Annotated in this window: 14 protein-coding genes; 11 read left to right on the top strand and 3 right to left on the bottom strand. The window is 45.4% G+C overall.

The annotated features are described in order from the left end of the window. The first annotated feature begins 7 nt into the window (after window positions 1-7). Window positions 8-235 (top strand): 30S ribosomal protein S18, encoded by a 228-nt coding sequence (gene rpsR / locus OX890_RS05610; protein ID WP_006083042.1) that lies wholly within the window; start codon window positions 8-10, stop codon window positions 233-235. 36 nt (window positions 236-271) lie between these two features. Further along, window positions 272-724 (top strand): 50S ribosomal protein L9, encoded by a 453-nt coding sequence (rplI, locus tag OX890_RS05615; protein ID WP_006086059.1) that lies wholly within the window; start codon window positions 272-274, stop codon window positions 722-724. Window positions 725-991: 267 nt separating this feature from the next. Here rplI and OX890_RS05620 read toward each other — a convergent pair whose 3' ends face one another. After that, window positions 992-3,190: a S46 family peptidase gene (locus OX890_RS05620; protein ID WP_268650222.1), complete on the bottom strand. Its 2,199-nt coding sequence runs from the start codon at window positions 3,188-3,190 to the stop codon at window positions 992-994. Window positions 3,191-3,315: 125 nt separating this feature from the next. On the opposite strand from OX890_RS05620, the gene dnaB reads away from it, so the two are divergent. Together dnaB and alr are read left to right on the top strand one after the other, a co-directional pair. Further along, window positions 3,316-4,722, top strand: a complete 1,407-nt coding sequence (gene dnaB, locus OX890_RS05625; protein ID WP_006083039.1) for a replicative DNA helicase — start codon at window positions 3,316-3,318, stop codon at window positions 4,720-4,722. A 103-nt stretch (window positions 4,723-4,825) separates the two neighbouring features. Beyond that, the gene (gene alr / locus OX890_RS05630; RefSeq protein WP_006083038.1) at window positions 4,826-5,902 is read left to right on the top strand and encodes an alanine racemase; all 1,077 of its coding nucleotides are present in this window, start codon (window positions 4,826-4,828) and stop codon (window positions 5,900-5,902) included. A gap of 550 nt (window positions 5,903-6,452) precedes the next feature. On the opposite strand, the gene OX890_RS05635 is transcribed toward alr, so the two are convergent. Then, a complete protein-coding gene (locus OX890_RS05635; protein ID WP_006083037.1) occupies window positions 6,453-6,917 on the bottom strand; it encodes a chemotaxis protein CheX in 465 nt (154 codons plus the stop codon). Between the two features lie 843 nt (window positions 6,918-7,760). Between OX890_RS05635 and OX890_RS05640 the strand changes: the two genes are divergently transcribed. The 5 genes from OX890_RS05640 to OX890_RS05660 all read left to right on the top strand — a co-directional run bounded on the left by OX890_RS05640 (window position 7,761) and on the right by OX890_RS05660 (window position 12,808). Further along, the gene (locus OX890_RS05640; protein ID WP_006083036.1) at window positions 7,761-9,953 is read left to right on the top strand and encodes a TonB-dependent receptor; all 2,193 of its coding nucleotides are present in this window, start codon (window positions 7,761-7,763) and stop codon (window positions 9,951-9,953) included. 100 nt (window positions 9,954-10,053) lie between these two features. Beyond that, on the top strand, window positions 10,054-10,728 hold the full coding sequence (locus OX890_RS05645) for a Fe2+-dependent dioxygenase (RefSeq protein WP_126491174.1): 675 nt from the start codon (window positions 10,054-10,056) through the stop codon (window positions 10,726-10,728). Between the two features lie 230 nt (window positions 10,729-10,958). Continuing rightward, on the top strand, window positions 10,959-11,963 hold the full coding sequence (gene dusA, locus OX890_RS05650) for a tRNA dihydrouridine(20/20a) synthase DusA (protein WP_126491175.1): 1,005 nt from the start codon (window positions 10,959-10,961) through the stop codon (window positions 11,961-11,963). A 209-nt stretch (window positions 11,964-12,172) separates the two neighbouring features. Continuing rightward, window positions 12,173-12,463 carry a hypothetical protein gene (locus OX890_RS05655; RefSeq protein WP_107402634.1) on the top strand — a complete coding sequence of 97 codons (291 nt, stop codon included), beginning with the start codon at window positions 12,173-12,175 and terminating at the stop codon, window positions 12,461-12,463. A gap of 144 nt (window positions 12,464-12,607) precedes the next feature. Then, window positions 12,608-12,808, top strand: coding sequence for a PspC domain-containing protein (locus tag OX890_RS05660; RefSeq protein ID WP_063882269.1), 201 nt, complete (start codon window positions 12,608-12,610; stop codon window positions 12,806-12,808). A 139-nt stretch (window positions 12,809-12,947) separates the two neighbouring features. Here OX890_RS05660 and OX890_RS05665 read toward each other — a convergent pair whose 3' ends face one another. Then, window positions 12,948-13,685: an enoyl-CoA hydratase gene (locus OX890_RS05665; RefSeq protein WP_006083031.1), complete on the bottom strand. Its 738-nt coding sequence runs from the start codon at window positions 13,683-13,685 to the stop codon at window positions 12,948-12,950. Window positions 13,686-13,718: 33 nt separating this feature from the next. Here OX890_RS05665 and OX890_RS05670 point away from each other — a divergent pair, with 33 nt between their 5' ends. Together OX890_RS05670 and OX890_RS05675 are read left to right on the top strand one after the other, a co-directional pair. After that, the gene (locus tag OX890_RS05670) at window positions 13,719-14,201 is read left to right on the top strand and encodes a copper chaperone PCu(A)C (RefSeq protein ID WP_012586826.1); all 483 of its coding nucleotides are present in this window, start codon (window positions 13,719-13,721) and stop codon (window positions 14,199-14,201) included. 11 nt (window positions 14,202-14,212) lie between these two features. Then, window positions 14,213-15,181 carry a DUF2333 family protein gene (locus OX890_RS05675; protein WP_006083029.1) on the top strand — a complete coding sequence of 323 codons (969 nt, stop codon included), beginning with the start codon at window positions 14,213-14,215 and terminating at the stop codon, window positions 15,179-15,181.

Raw genomic sequence — 15,181 nt, forward strand, 5'->3', positions numbered from 1 at the left:
TGTCAACATGGCACGTTATTTCCGTCGTCGCAAGTTCTGCCGTTTCACCGCTGAAGGTGTTGCAGAAATTGATTACAAAGATATCGTTACTTTAAAGAACTACATCACTGAAAGCGGCAAGATTGTTCCTAGCCGTATCACTGGTACTAGTGCTAAATATCAGCGCCAACTAGCTCGCGCTATCAAGCGTGCTCGTTATCTTTCTCTACTGCCATATACTGATTTACATCAGTAATTGCAGTATTCCTAATCGAATATAGAGGATTTGATAATGAACGTTATTCTGCTTGATAAAATCGCTAACCTAGGCAACTTGGGTGACCAAGTATCAGTTAAGGCTGGTTACGCACGTAACTTCCTTTTGCCACAAGGTAAAGCTGTTGTTGCTAACGAAAGCAACGTTAAAGTATTTGAAGCTCGTCGCGCTGAATTAGAAGCTAAATTAGCTGCTGAATTAGCTGCTGCTAACCTACGTGCTGAGAAAATCACTGCACTGGAAGCTGTTGTAATCGCTTCTAAAGCTGGTGATGAAGGCAAACTGTTTGGTTCAGTTGGCAACCGTGACATCGCTGATGCAGTGACTGCTGCTGGTGTTGAGTTGGCTAAATCAGAAGTTCGTTTACCATTAGGCGCTCTGCGTACTACTGGCGACTTCGAAGTTGAAGTTCAGTTACACACTGAAGTTAAAGCTGTTGTTAAAGTATCTGTGGTTGCAGAAGCTTAATTACGACTCGCTTTAAATATAAAAAGACACCGCCTAGGCGGTGTTTTTTTATGGCTGAAATTTAGGATTTGAGTGTATTTAGGTTTGGATATCGGCTCTGCGATGGATTTAATACGATTGGTATAATTGCTAGGTGATACGCGCCTACTCATTCAATCTTATCATCCCAAAGTGTATTCGCTGCTAAAATACGAGCCCAAATAAAAGCCGCTTACTGCAGAACAGTGAGCGGCTTTTTGTTTAGAACAACGGATTTAGCTCAAGGTATTAATTTCTCACTAAATCCAGTTCTTTAATCAGATTATCGGCATGGTCGACTTCGTCCATCATCCACAGGATATAGCGGATATCCACGTGTACTGCGCGGGTGATGGTTGGGTTGAAGAACCAATCTTTAGTAATGGCCTCATAGGTGGAGTCGAAGTTAAGACCCACTAACTCACCTTTACCGTTGAAGACTGGTGAGCCCGAGTTGCCGCCTGTGGTGTCCACGCTCGATAAGAAGTTAACCGGTACTGAGTTAAATTCTTCGGGTTTGTCTAAGCAAGAGAAGAGTCTGCAAATCCAGCCGCGGGGATCTTGATACACCGATTTCACTAAATGATTGCCAAAACGTTGCTCGGCAATCGCATCGAGGAGTTTTTTCGGTGCATTGTAGGGCTCTACGCCTGTGTGTTTCGCGACTATGCCATCTAGACGAGTAAACGGCTGTTTGTAGAGTGCATCACGGGATTGATAACCATCGACCATACCGTAGCTGATACGCAGCGTACCGTTGGCGTCAGGGTAGACTGGCCAGTTGTTGGCTTTATAGTATTCGATCACTGCGGCCATATAGTCTGGGCGAGCAGTGGATAACTTACCGTCTAAGATTTTTTCCGTTTTTTCCTGCGCCATATTAGTGTCGTAAAGTGCTACGGCTAAACGAATAAAGGGATCGGCACTGGTTTCGAAGGCGTTAACATCGGCATTCATCCACGCCAGACGTTGGGCTTGGTCTGTGAGCGTAGTGAGTGAATACAAACCATCGAGCTTAGCCGCCAGATCTACGTCTTTACTGTTTACACTTAACATTTTATCGAGCGCTGCCACGCGATTCGATTGACCTAGGTAAGCATTTAAATCCTGTAACCACAATGTCTTATCGACTTTGACATCGAAACTCGAATCGATACGTTTAAGGCGCGAGCTCAGCATCGCTAAATCACGCTCTTGATAGCCTTGTTCACGTTCGGCATCGGGCTTTTGTTTTTCTTTCGCAAGACGATACAAGCTGTTTGCTGCGGTTAACAGGGTGCTCGATTGGGCATTAGTAAAGTAGTAATTACTTTGGAACGCCTGTTGTTGCTCGGCAAGTAGCACTTCTAACTCAGCGATGAGGTTTTGATTTAGCTTAGGATTTTGTTTAAGCCAAGCTAAAAAGTTATCCTCACGGCTTTGTTTAATACCCACGATATCCGTGGCTTTAAAACCCGCTAACAGGCCGTTGAGTTTTTTCATTCGGTTGGCCATTGAAGCCATATTACCAGCGTATTTAATGGCGATGTCTGCATCTTTTTGTCCCATAGCTTCGATAGTATCAATCTGTAATTGATAGCGTTTAGCTTGGGTGGGATACAGCCAGTCACTGGCAAACTTAAGTTCACTAGTAAGATTATAGCGACTGGTTGAGCCCGGATAGCCTGCGACGAACACGCCGTCACCGGCTTTCACGCCATCGGCGTTTATTTTAAGGTAACTCTTTGGCTTGTAAGGGATGTTATCGTCGCTATAGGCAGCGGGTTGGCCATCTTTTCCGACATAAGCCCGCAAGAAGGCAAAATCACCCGAATGACGTGGATATTCATAGTTATCGATGTCGCCGCCAAAGGCACCGACACTTTCTGGTGGGGCATACACTAAGCGTACATCGCGGATCATCAATTGCTTGATTAAGTAATATTCTAGGCCGTTATGGAAACTGCGGACATTACAGCGATAATTCGCATCGGCTTCACAGCTTTTGATCAATTCTTTGCTGTGATTTTGAATGTCTTCGTAACGGCTCAGCGGGTCTTGGCTTAGGCCTTGATTGATTTGGGCGGTGACATCGGTTACTGCCTCTGTGATGTATAAACGTTCGTTAGGACCGGCAGAGGGTTCCTTGTCCATTGATGTAGCTAAAAAGCCTTGTTCGAGATAGTTATGTTCTTTCTTAGTGTTATATTGTATCGCCTTGAAGGCACAATGGTGGTTTGTCACAACTAGCCCTTGGGGGGAGACAAAACTGGCGGTACAATAGCCCAGCCCTACAACGGCGTTCATTGGATAACTTGTAAGATCGGCCAGTTTTTCTGCAGGAATATCGATTCCGCGTTCACTGAGTTTGTCTGCAATAGAAGGCATTTGATAAGGTTGCCATTGTCCTTCGTCGGCAGTTGCTATGCCGGATGTCATTACTAAGGCCGCAACCAATGCAATACGCATGTTCTTTCCTTATTGATTATTAGAGTGTCCGTTGGAATGAGATAACAGGCGAGTGTAAACATCCTGTTTGCTTGACGCGGGTTTTATATCATATTTTGTTAAGTTGTTGGAAATCGGGAGCGTTAATGTCACAACAAGGTGCTTTTAAGCCTAAAAGTAAGCCAAGAGATTTGCAGCTTGATGGACTCAAGCTGCCACCGCATTCAATTGAGGCTGAACAATCGGTATTAGGCGGCTTGATGTTAGATGCCGAAGCGTGGGACAGGGTCGCTGAGGCCGTCGTAAAAGATGACTTTTACTCCCGCTCACACAAGATGATCTTCTCTGCCATGCACAGACTGGTCGATCTGGGGCAGCCGATCGATTTGATCACGGTTTCTGAACAGCTCGAAGTTGAAAATCAATTAGAAGATGCCGGCGGTTTTGCCTATTTAGGTGAGATTGCGAAAAATACCCCAAGTGCGGGTAACATTTTATCCTACGCCGAAATCGTCCGTGAACGTGCCGTAGTACGTGACATGATCCGCGTAGCGCACGAAATTGCCGATGCAGGTTACAACCCAGAAGGCCGCGATTCGAGCGAATTACTCGACCTTGCTGAGAGTAAAGTCTTTAAGATCGCTGAGATGCGCACCAATTCCAACGAAGGTCCTGAAGGCATTAAAACCATTCTGGAAAAAACCGTCGATAAGATTGAGCAGCTTTATAATAACCCCCATAACGGTGTGACTGGGGTTTCGAGCGGCTTTAACGATCTGGATAAGATGACCGCCGGCTTCCAGTCCGGTGACTTGATTATCGTTGCGGCGCGTCCTTCTATGGGTAAAACCACCTTCGCGATGAACTTGTGCGAACAAGCCGCGATGAATGAAGACAAGCCGGTGCTTATCTTCAGTCTCGAGATGCCGTCAGAACAGATTATGATGCGTATGTTGGCCTCCTTGGGCCGCGTTGATCAAACCAAAATCCGTACCGGTCAGCTCGATGACGAGGATTGGGCGCGGGTTTCATCGACCATGGGCATCATGCTCGAGCAGGGCAAAATGTATATCGATGATGGTTCGGGATTAACGCCGACCGAAGTTCGTAGCCGCGCGCGTCGTATCGCCCGTGAGTACGGTGGCTTATCGATGATCATGATAGATTACCTGCAGTTAATGCAGGTGCCCGCCTTGAAAGATAACCGTACGTTAGAGATTTCTGAGATTTCACGCTCCCTAAAGGCGTTAGCCAAAGAGCTAGAAATCCCGATTATTGCCCTGTCGCAGCTTAACCGCTCACTTGAGCAAAGGGCCGATAAACGCCCGGTAAACTCGGATTTGCGTGAATCGGGCGCTATCGAGCAGGATGCGGATCTCATCATGTTTATTTATCGCGATGAAGTGTATAACAACGATTCTCAAGATAAAGGTACGGCCGAAATCATTATTGGTAAGCAACGTAACGGCCCGATTGGTCGGGTGCGACTCACCTTCCAAGGGCAGTTTTCGCGCTTCGATAATTATGCCGGACCTCAGTTTGAAGAAGACTAAATTCATGTTTGAAAATTGTAAATTTGCGTATGCAGAAGACGTGCTGTGCTGATGTATTTTTTATATCCGTGACTTTTTATTTCCTGAGTGAGCAAGGTAAATTTTGAACCCTTTTCCCCGTGCAGAAATTAGCAGTAGTGCACTGCAAACCAATCTCGCTGCGTTGCGTCAACAGGCACCAGCGAGTCGCGTAATGGCCGTCGTTAAAGCGAACGGCTATGGTCATGGATTATTGAATGTCGCTAATTGTTTAGTCAGTGCCGATGGCTTTGGTTTAGCACGATTGGATGAAGCCTTAGAATTACGAGCGGGCGGCGTGACAGCGCGGTTGTTATTGCTGGAAGGTTTTTTCCGCGCCACCGATCTCCCGTTACTCGTCGGGCATGATATCGACACTGTGGTGCATCATAGCTCTCAGCTTGAGATGTTAGAGCAAACTGTGCTGTCTAAACCTGTGACTGTTTGGCTGAAAGTGGATTCAGGTATGCATCGCTTAGGCTTTACGCCCGAGCAATTCTCAACGGTTTACGATCGATTAATGGCCTGTTCCAATGTGGCAAAACCGATTCATTTGATGACGCATTTTGCCTGTGCAGATGAGCCAGATAACACTTATACCTCAGTACAGATGGCGGCTTTTAATACCTTAACAGCTGGCTTACCCGGATTTAGAACCTTAGCCAACTCCGCCGGTGCCTTGTATTGGCCGCAAAGCCAAGGCGATTGGATCCGTCCGGGAATCGCCCTCTATGGTGTGTCACCCGTCACTGGAGATTGCGGTGCGAATCACGGACTAGTACCTGCGATGGAACTGGTATCGCAGTTGATTGCGGTGCGGGATCATAAAGCCAATCAGCCAGTGGGTTATGGTTGTTTCTGGACCGCGAAGCAAGATACCCGTTTAGGTGTCGTCGCAATTGGTTATGGTGATGGTTATCCCCGCAATGCACCGGAAGGTACACCTGTGTGGGTCAATGGTCGTCGCGTACCCATAGTAGGCCGCGTCTCTATGGACATGTTGACTGTCGACTTAGGCCAAGATGCGCAGGATAAGGTTGGCGACAGTGCTTTGTTGTGGGGTAAGGCATTACCCGTTGAAGAAGTTGCTGAACATATCGGTACTATCGCTTATGAATTAGTCACTAAGCTCACCCCAAGGGTTGCGGTTTGTTTAGCTTAGCTTTGTTAACTTCATCGCGTGAGTTTACTCTCATGGGCTTAATCTCGCGTGCTTGGTCTCATGAGACTAGCCTGGTGAAATGAACCTCGTTAGCTTGAGCGACTTCAGATCAAGATACAGAATCATAAAAACGGTGTGTTAAACACCGTTTTTTATTTGTGGCAACTCTAGGGTGAAGTCTCGCGGTGAATCATCAGCACTATGTTTGCATCTACTGATTGCAGTGAATAAAACCGTCATAGATTAGTAATTTTTGCAGTGTGATATGTGCTGAGCGAGTAGGGCTTAGATAAGCGCATTGCAGTTAAGTACTTATTTGATGTGCAGGCTGGGTGACTCGATATGTTTACGGGTAGAGCCGCGCGAATTGAACAGTTCTCGAACATAAATGAGACAGTAAAAAGAACGGTCAAAACATGTTCAGGTGGTGGTAATCCAGCCGTTCTGATCTTTGTTATCTGGCTTTAAATCAGCAAATGCAACATAAGATCCAGAGCGACAGGAGCGTTAATGTAATTTGAGCTATGTTGGCTTGGTACATTTTAAGCTTTTAGTTTTCAAAGCATATTTCGATATAAGCGGTCCCATGTGGGCTGGTAAAAGGCATGATAATCTTAGTGCCATTTGCTTTATGGGAAATGGTATGGCCTTTTCCTGACACGACCATAGGGGTGGCCATTTCAAACTCATAGCCTTTCTGACCCAATAGATTTTTTGCGCCGCCAGTCACCATGTTGGTGATTTCACCCACTAGGTCAGTCACTTCCTCGTTAATTTTACCCGGGTTTTCGCCCAGCATATTCTGCATTATCTGCAAAACTAGCTTTTGTTCGAAGGTAATCGATAGTGATCCTTTTGTTTGGGGGCCAACGAGCCCAATGAGGCCAGACACATCCCCCTTCGCTAAGTTATCTGATTTGATTTGAGGTTTGCCCGGCGTCAAATCCATGCTCGCCATAGTCGAAATGACATTGAGCAGAGATTGGAGGAAAGGATTAATAAAATTAACGTTCATGCCTAAGTTTGTCCTCTTTTGAGCCTAAACCATGAAGTAATGGCATTGCTTAAGGCTATTAGAAAAGTTGCTTATCGACAGCAATCTTGATCACACTCTATCAGCTTAGATGAGACAGCTATAAATGTGAGGCTAATTTAAAGATATTCTTATCATTTATCCGAGATATATACGGCTATGGCCCAATATCACTGTGCCATTTATGGTTGCGATCGCTTTGCATCATAGTTTACAAGTGTTACTCAGGAAGACGTTGAACGTCAAATGGCGCTGTTTTACGCTACATAAATACAAAACATGATGCAATATCGACACTATTAGCCCCATTCATAGTGGCCCATGTGTGCCGATGCTGCAAAGTTTTTTAGCCTTTTTATGGAGTAACTCGACTTTTATCTATTCAACAACTGAGGGGAGAGCGGTTATTGCCCGACTCTGTGGCATCTCGGTTAGTGCGATTCTGCGATACCATTCCATTCGCTATCGTCTGGCAGCTAACGAGATTTCTCAACAGCAACATTAAAATATCCCCCGTAGATAATTTCATTACAGTCGTCATTGCACAAACTGACTCGGCTCGCGTAATAACGTAATATTTTTATGTGGTTAGCTCGTCGCCAGTTTTTTTAAACATCAAGACACTCTCACTTTCTCCACTACTCTCAATTTCAGAGGCAATGAAAAAACCTGCATTGCTGGACGATAAATTATGCAACCAATGTTAATTAATAATGCAAATGATAATAGTTATTGATCAGTTTGTGTGATTTCCTTATATTAGCGGGCGATTAACAGGTGGGGGACATCTGTTACAGGGTTTAGTCCGCAACAGGAAAGCTTTTAATGAAATTTGCAAAACGCCGCAATGGCCGAGTCGCACTCGGCGCCCATGTTTTAGGTTCATTAACTATAGGTATGGCTGTATCAGCTACCCCTGCGATAGCAGCGGAGCAGGCACAAGTCGCTGGTAAGAAAGTCGAACATATTGAGGTTAACGGCGAATATTTGGGCTACAACACGCGCAAAGTACAATCCGGTAAATTTACTGATGATCTGCTCAATAGCGCTAAAACTGTCACTGTGATTAATCAAGATCTGATCAAAGACATGGGGGCACAAAGTTTTACCGATGCTCTGCGTGCAACACCCGGTATTACGCTTGGTACGGGTGAAGGTGGAAATCCCTATGGTGACAGGCCGTTTATTCGTGGTTATGACGCTCAATCTTCAACGTTTATTAACGGTATGCGGGATGTGGGCTCCCAGAGCCGTGAGACTTTTAATATCGAACAAATTGAGGTGCTAAAGGGGCCGAGTTCTGTTTATAACGGCCGTGGTGCAGTTGGCGGTAGTATCAATATTGTGACTAAAAAAGCCCAAGCCGAAGATTTTATTAATGCGGATGTTGCAATTGGTACTGATGCTTTAAAACGAGCAAGCCTTGACGTTAACCATGTAATTGCAGATGAAGCTGCCGTGCGGGTGAATCTAATGGCGCACGATGCCAATACGCCGGGTCGTGATGAAGTCTCTGGTAATCGCTGGGGCATTGCGCCCTCGGTGACATTTGGCTTGACGACACCCACTAAGGTGACGTTGGAATATTATCATTTTGAAAACCATGACATACCTGACTATGGGATCCCCTATGATCAAGCGACAGGTAGGCCTGCCGATGTAGATCCCAATAACTTCTATGGCTTATTGTCGCGGGATTTTCGCGATAATAATGACGACACAGCTTCAGTGCTGATAAGCCATGACTTCAACAATGACATGCAATTTACGTCGACCTCAGTGTATAGCCGTAATACCAATTATTACATTGTGACTAACCCCGATGACACGACAGGCAACGTCGCCAATGGTTATGTATGGCGTAACACTAAATCACGCCATTCAGTCACTAAAACGCTCGCTACCCAATTACAACTGGCGGGTGAGGCTAAACTGGCTGGATTCACCAACCGTTTTGCGATTGGCACTGAATTTAGCAACGAGCGCACCAGTAACTTAAGTTATACGGTCGATACGGGTAATGGTCGTAATGCGGGTTGTAATGATGCACTACTGGCTAATTACAATTGTACTTTGCTATCGAAGCCTAATCCTCACGACCCTTGGGTCGGCAGCGTGACGCTAGGGACAGATGCCACTGTGACTGAAACGGACACTCGCTCAGTTTATGCCTTTAATACCATAGAGTTGAATGAGTCTTGGATGATTAACGGCGGCGTGCGCTGGGATGATTACAGCACTGCTGCACAGAACTCGACTTCGTCACTATCCAATGACGATGATTTTTTAAACTACCAACTATCAGTGCTGTATAAACCTGCGGTCAACGGCAGTATCTATGCGGCGTGGGGCACATCTTCGAATCCGCCAGGGACATCTAATGGCGATGGTTCAGATCGTCTTGGAAGTAACAATGAAGATTTAAAGCCTGAAGATACTGAAAGTTACGAGCTAGGTACTAAGTGGGATTTCTTTAGTGGCCGCTTATCGCTTAATGGTTCAGTATTCCAAATCGAGAAGAACAACGCTCGCGTTGCGACTTCTGCCGATCGCAATTCACCGCAAGAAAACGTCGGTGAGCAGAAAGTGAAGGGCTTCGAAATTGGTTTTTCAGGTGATATCACTGAGCATTGGCATGGATTTGGTGGATACACCTATCTTGATGCTAGCCTAGAAAGTAACGGATTTAATGCCGCTTATGATGGCAATCGTTTCCCTAATACGGCCAAAAACAGCATCAGTCTGTTTACCACTTACGACATTACGGAACAGTTAAATGTCGGAACTGGCGCGTATTACATGGGACAGGTTTACGGTAATACCGCCAATACCTTATCGATTCCTTCATACTGGCGTTTTGATGTGGTTTCATCTTACAAGATGAATGACTTTCTGACGCTGCGCTTGAATGTGCAAAACCTCACTGACGAGCGTTACTATGATAAAGCCTACACTGCGCATTTTGCTAACATGGCGCCCGGACGTTTGGTCATGCTCAGTGCCGATATGCATTTTTAATGTCAGTCATTAGTTAATGTTACGGCAGCCCTCGGGCTGCCTTTTATGTTTTATAAACGGTATACGTCATGCCGTGTTTTTTGCCCTATGGAACCCAGAGATGCTGATTGAAATTCCTAATGTTTTCTCAAAACAAGAAGTGAGTCACTTACGCGAACAGTTAGATGCTCGCCGCTGGATAGACGGTAATCAAACCTCCGGCGCGATGGCGACAACTCGTAAGCGCAATCAGCAACTAGATAAGGACGACCCAGTAGCTGTCGCGCTAGGTCAGCAGATTATGGACAGGCTGTTAGCACACCCACAATTTGTATCTGCCGCATTACCATTACAGTTTTATCCGCCTTTGTTTAATCGATATCAAGGCGGTGAAACCTTTGGGTATCACATAGATAATGCTATCCGCTCGACCACTGATGGGATGATCCGTACCGATCTGTCAGCGACTTTATTTCTCAGCGAACCAGAAAGCTATCAGGGCGGCGAATTAGTTATCCAAGATACCTACGGCCAACAAAGCATAAAATTATCAGCGGGTTCATTAGTGCTGTATCCATCGAGCAGCTTGCATCAGGTCACGCCAGTTCTGTCGGGCGAGCGTACCGCCGCCTTTATGTGGCTGCAAAGTATGGTTCGTGATGAAGGTCAGCGCCGCTTGCTATTTCAACTCGATCAATCGATTCAAACACTCACAGCTCAGCAGGCTGCAGAACAAGAGTTGTTTAATCTGACGGGGATTTACCATAACTTGCTCAGGCGTTGGAGCGAGCTATAGTTTTGGCTCAGAGACAGGCTTCAATACCAGCTTAATCTCCCCAAAGCGGGCTGTTTAGGATATAATCCCGCTAGCTCTGAGGGGCAATAAAACAGTAAACGTTAACTCGTTTACTGTTTTTCCATTTTTAAGCTTAAGGTTTATTGGTAATCTGCGGCTTAAATTAAGGTTCTTTATCCTTCTAAGCGATAACTTACTGGCAAATTTTAATTACTTGAGTCGATAGTAACGTGTTGAAAAATAATCTTAATGATGGCCTACCGCTCGACCGCACCTTTTCCATTGCGCCCATGCTGGATTGGACTGATCGTCATTACCGTTATTTTGCACGTTTGATGTCGGCTAATGCATTGTTGTATACAGAAATGGTAACGACTGGGGCGATATTGCATGGTCGTGGTGACTACTTGGCATATAACCAAGAAGAACATCCTTTGGCGTTGCAGTTAGGTGGCTCTAATCCTGTCGATTTAGCGCGTTGCGCTAAACTCGCGGCTGAGCGTGGCTACGATGAAGTGAACCTTAATGTGGGTTGTCCTTCCGATCGAGTGCAGAATGGTCGCTTTGGCGCGTGTTTGATGGCTGAACCTGAATTAGTGGCTGAGTGCGTTGATGCCATGAAGCAAGTGGTTGATATTCCTGTGACTGTTAAGACACGTATCGGGATTGATGAACAAGACAGTTATGCGTTTTTAACCCAGTTTATTGATGTGGTCAGTGCAAAAGGCTGTACGGATTTTACTATTCATGCCCGTAAGGCTTGGCTTCAAGGCTTGAGTCCGAAAGAGAATCGCGAGATCCCGCCGCTCGATTATGATCGTGTATATCAACTCAAGCGCGATTATCCCGCGCTCAATATTGGTATTAATGGCGGCGTCACCACACTTGAGCAAGCGCAACTCCATTTAGCGCAGCTCGATGGCGTGATGATGGGGCGTGAGGCCTATCAGAATCCTTATATTCTGGCGCAGGTGGACCAAGTTTTATGTGGCAGCCAAAAGGCGGTGATCAGCCGTGAGGATGTGATTGAGGCTATGTTGCCTTATATCGAAGCACATTTGCAGTCGGGTGGGCGACTTAATCATATTACTCGCCATATGATAGGGTTATTCCAAGGCTTACCGGGTGCCCGTGCGTGGCGTCGTTATTTGAGCGAAAATGCCCATAAAAACGGCGCTGGGATAGAAGTAGTAAAGCAGGCTTTTCAGAATATTCAGGCTGAAGTTACAGAGTAATTCCACTCGACTTAAAAGATGGTGAAATTTACTAATTTGAGTAGTATTTTTCACCACTTGTTATTTTTCAATCCATCCCTATATCTCATCTTATCCACATAAAAATTTTTTAAATGATTAAAATCATAATCTTAAAAATACTTTTATAAGTTGGCACGCAGTTTGTAATACTCCTTTCGTCAAGTTAATTAATCGAAAGGGATGCCATCATGTTTACGTTAACCATTAAAAAATCAGTACAAATGAGTGTGTTATTAGGTGCGTTAGTCGGTAGCGTTGCAGTACATGCAGAAGCCGCGCCAATATCGGATGTTGTCGGAACCATTGAGCAAACGCTAACTACCCAAACACAAGAAATGTTAGTCAGTGCTAAGCGTGAGTTTGTGATGTCATTGCAAGCACAACTTGCTGAAAGTATTTATGACTTCAACAGTCAACTTGGCTTAAGCGCTGAGAATGAAGGTGAGTCGGCAAGCGCCGATGAATATAGCGCTAAGTAGGGGATCTGCTTATGTGGTTTGTAGCACCTTTAATGACTTTGCTACTGTTACCTGTAATTAGTCTTGCGTTGTTTTCAGGCATTATTTGCTGGTTTCAGTGGCATAGTGATAAATAAATTACAATCAATTGAGTCGAGGTTTTAGATGAAACGAGTAAAAGCACGTATGGAGAGCCCAGAGCGATTAGTGTGTGGTGTTGCCGCTGGTATGGCATGGAAATTTGGTTGGTCTTGCTTTTGGACTCGATTGGTGTGGGCTGGCGCGACGGTATTTATGCCTGGCGTGAGTTTGTTGATTTACTTTGTTTTAGCACTGTTAGTTGATCAATGGAAAAGACCCGTTTAAGTCCGCAGTGATGACTTATATTTGAGGCTTGTCTTGATTGAAAAATTGAAAGAATTTTTTAAAAAAATAGGGTGTTAAACCTATCAACAAGAGGGCACTTTGACCCTCATGCGACATGTATGTGCATACTGCTTGCAGACTACTTCTTCAAAAAAGCCTGAAATCTGCTCTTGGCTTCATCACTTTTTAGCCTAGCGCTAAATTGTTCTAATTCTTGATGCATTTGGTGTTGTACACGATTTTTATGCGGACGCATTAATTGACGTGTGATTTGTAGGGCTTGTGGCGGTTGATTTGCCAACTTTTTAGCCTGAGACAATGCATAACTGAGTAGATCTTCATGGGCCACAATTTCGTTGATCATATTGAGTCTGTGGGCCGTCTCGGCATTAAAACTTTCGCCGAGTAGCAATAGCTCTGCCGCTTTTTGATAACCCACGAGTTCAGGTAACAGTAGGCTGGCCCCCGCTTCTGGCACCAGTGCCAAGTTGACGAAGGGCAGTTGAAACTTCGCCGTGTTATCGGCATATACCAGATCGCAGTGCAGTAGTACGGTAGTGCCAATGCCGACGGCGGCGCCAGAAACGGCGGCAACTAGCGGTTTTTTGAGTTCCAGCAGGCAAAATAAGAAACGTACAGCGGGGTGATTTGGCCCTAAGTCACTATTTTTCAAAAAGTCTGCAACATCATTGCCTGAGGTGAAGCAATTATCTTGGCCATGGAGCATAAAGGCACGAATGTCGTTGTCTGCTTCACCTTCGATCAGGTATTCTGTCAGTTGTTTATACATATTAAGATCAAGTGCATTGCGTTTATCGGGGCGATTAAAGCTGATAATACGTACGCCCTGATCATCCTGAACCTGTATATGACTCATGGGTTGTTTCCTTTACGACGACATTGGGTAGACATGGAGTTTAAGACATTGAAACCAATATTCAAACAGCTGTTTAATTGTCTAGTTTTATCTTGTGCATCATTTTCAGCGTTGGCGAGCGTGATAGTGACCGAAGGTCATGTACGCGCCATGCCTGAGACAGTACCAAATACTGCCGCCTATTTTACGCTTGAAAACCACACAGATAAAGCGGTTCGTCTTATCGGCGTCAGTACTCCTGTGGCAAAGGATGCCCAATTACACACTATTATCGAAGATCAAGGCATGGTGAAGATGCGCCATGTTGAAGGTTTTGATATCCCATCCCATGGCGCATTAACGTTAACGCCGTCAGGGGATCACGTCATGTTGCTAGGTTTAAAAGCGCCATTGGTGTTAGAGCAGCAAGTTGAACTGCAATTAGAGTTTGACGATGGCGAGAAAATGGCGATTACACTGCCTGTTAGTAAAGAAGCAGAAAACGCCGCTGAGCAAGAGCATCATCACCATCATTAAGGAGTCGCTTGATGCAAATTACATGGAAAAAAGTTACCGGTGTCGGTTTATTTTTAGTATTAATCGGTTATGGCCTGAGTGTGTGGTGGAGTATCGAGCCCGATCCTATCAATCCTCAACAATTGACGGCTACCGATAAAAATGTGGTCGGATACGCAACCACCACTTCGCTGATCCTCACGGTCGAAACATTACTGGATAAACAAGGCGGTTGGTTATCAAACGATGTGATGCCACCTTCTATCTTTATGGATAACATGCCCGCATTTGAATACGGCGCATTAGAACAAGCCCGCGATTTAGCCTTGATTATGCGTAAAGAGTTTAGTCGCTCGCAGTCTCAATCGGCAGCGGATAAAGATTTAGGCGAAGCCCAATCTAAGCTCAATATCGATCACACGAGCTGGTTAGTGCCAAGTGCTGAAAGCGAATACCGCGATGCCATTAAATTGCTGAAGCTGTACCGTGCTCGCATGATGGACCCTAACAATCAAGATGCACAGTTTTATGCCCGCGCCGACAACCTCAATGAATGGTTGAAAGAAGTGCAGAAGCGTCTGGGCAGCATGTCACAACGTTTATCGGCCAGCGTTGGCCAAGAGCGTTTAAATACCGACTTAGCCGGCGATAATGCGGCGCGTCAATCCACGCCTAACTTGGCAAGCCATCAGGTGAAAACCAGCTGGTGGAAAATTGATGATGTTTTCTATGAGAGTCGTGGTGCTTCATGGGCCTTGCTGAACTTTATGCGCGCCGTTGAAGTCGATTTTGCCGATGTCTTAAAGAAGAAAAATGCTGAAGTGAGCCTAAGACAGATCATTCGTGAACTGGAGGCGACTCAGCAAACTGTCTGGAGCCCTGTTGTGCTTAATGGCAGCGGTTTTGGCTTAGTCGCTAATCATTCATTGGTTATGGCTAACTATGTATCCCGTGCGAATGCCGCGGTGATTGATTTAACGAACTTGCTATCTCAAGGTTAA

It is taken from the genome of Shewanella sp. DAU305, assembly GCF_026802235.1.
Classification (GTDB): Bacteria; Pseudomonadota; Gammaproteobacteria; order Enterobacterales; family Shewanellaceae; genus Shewanella; species Shewanella baltica.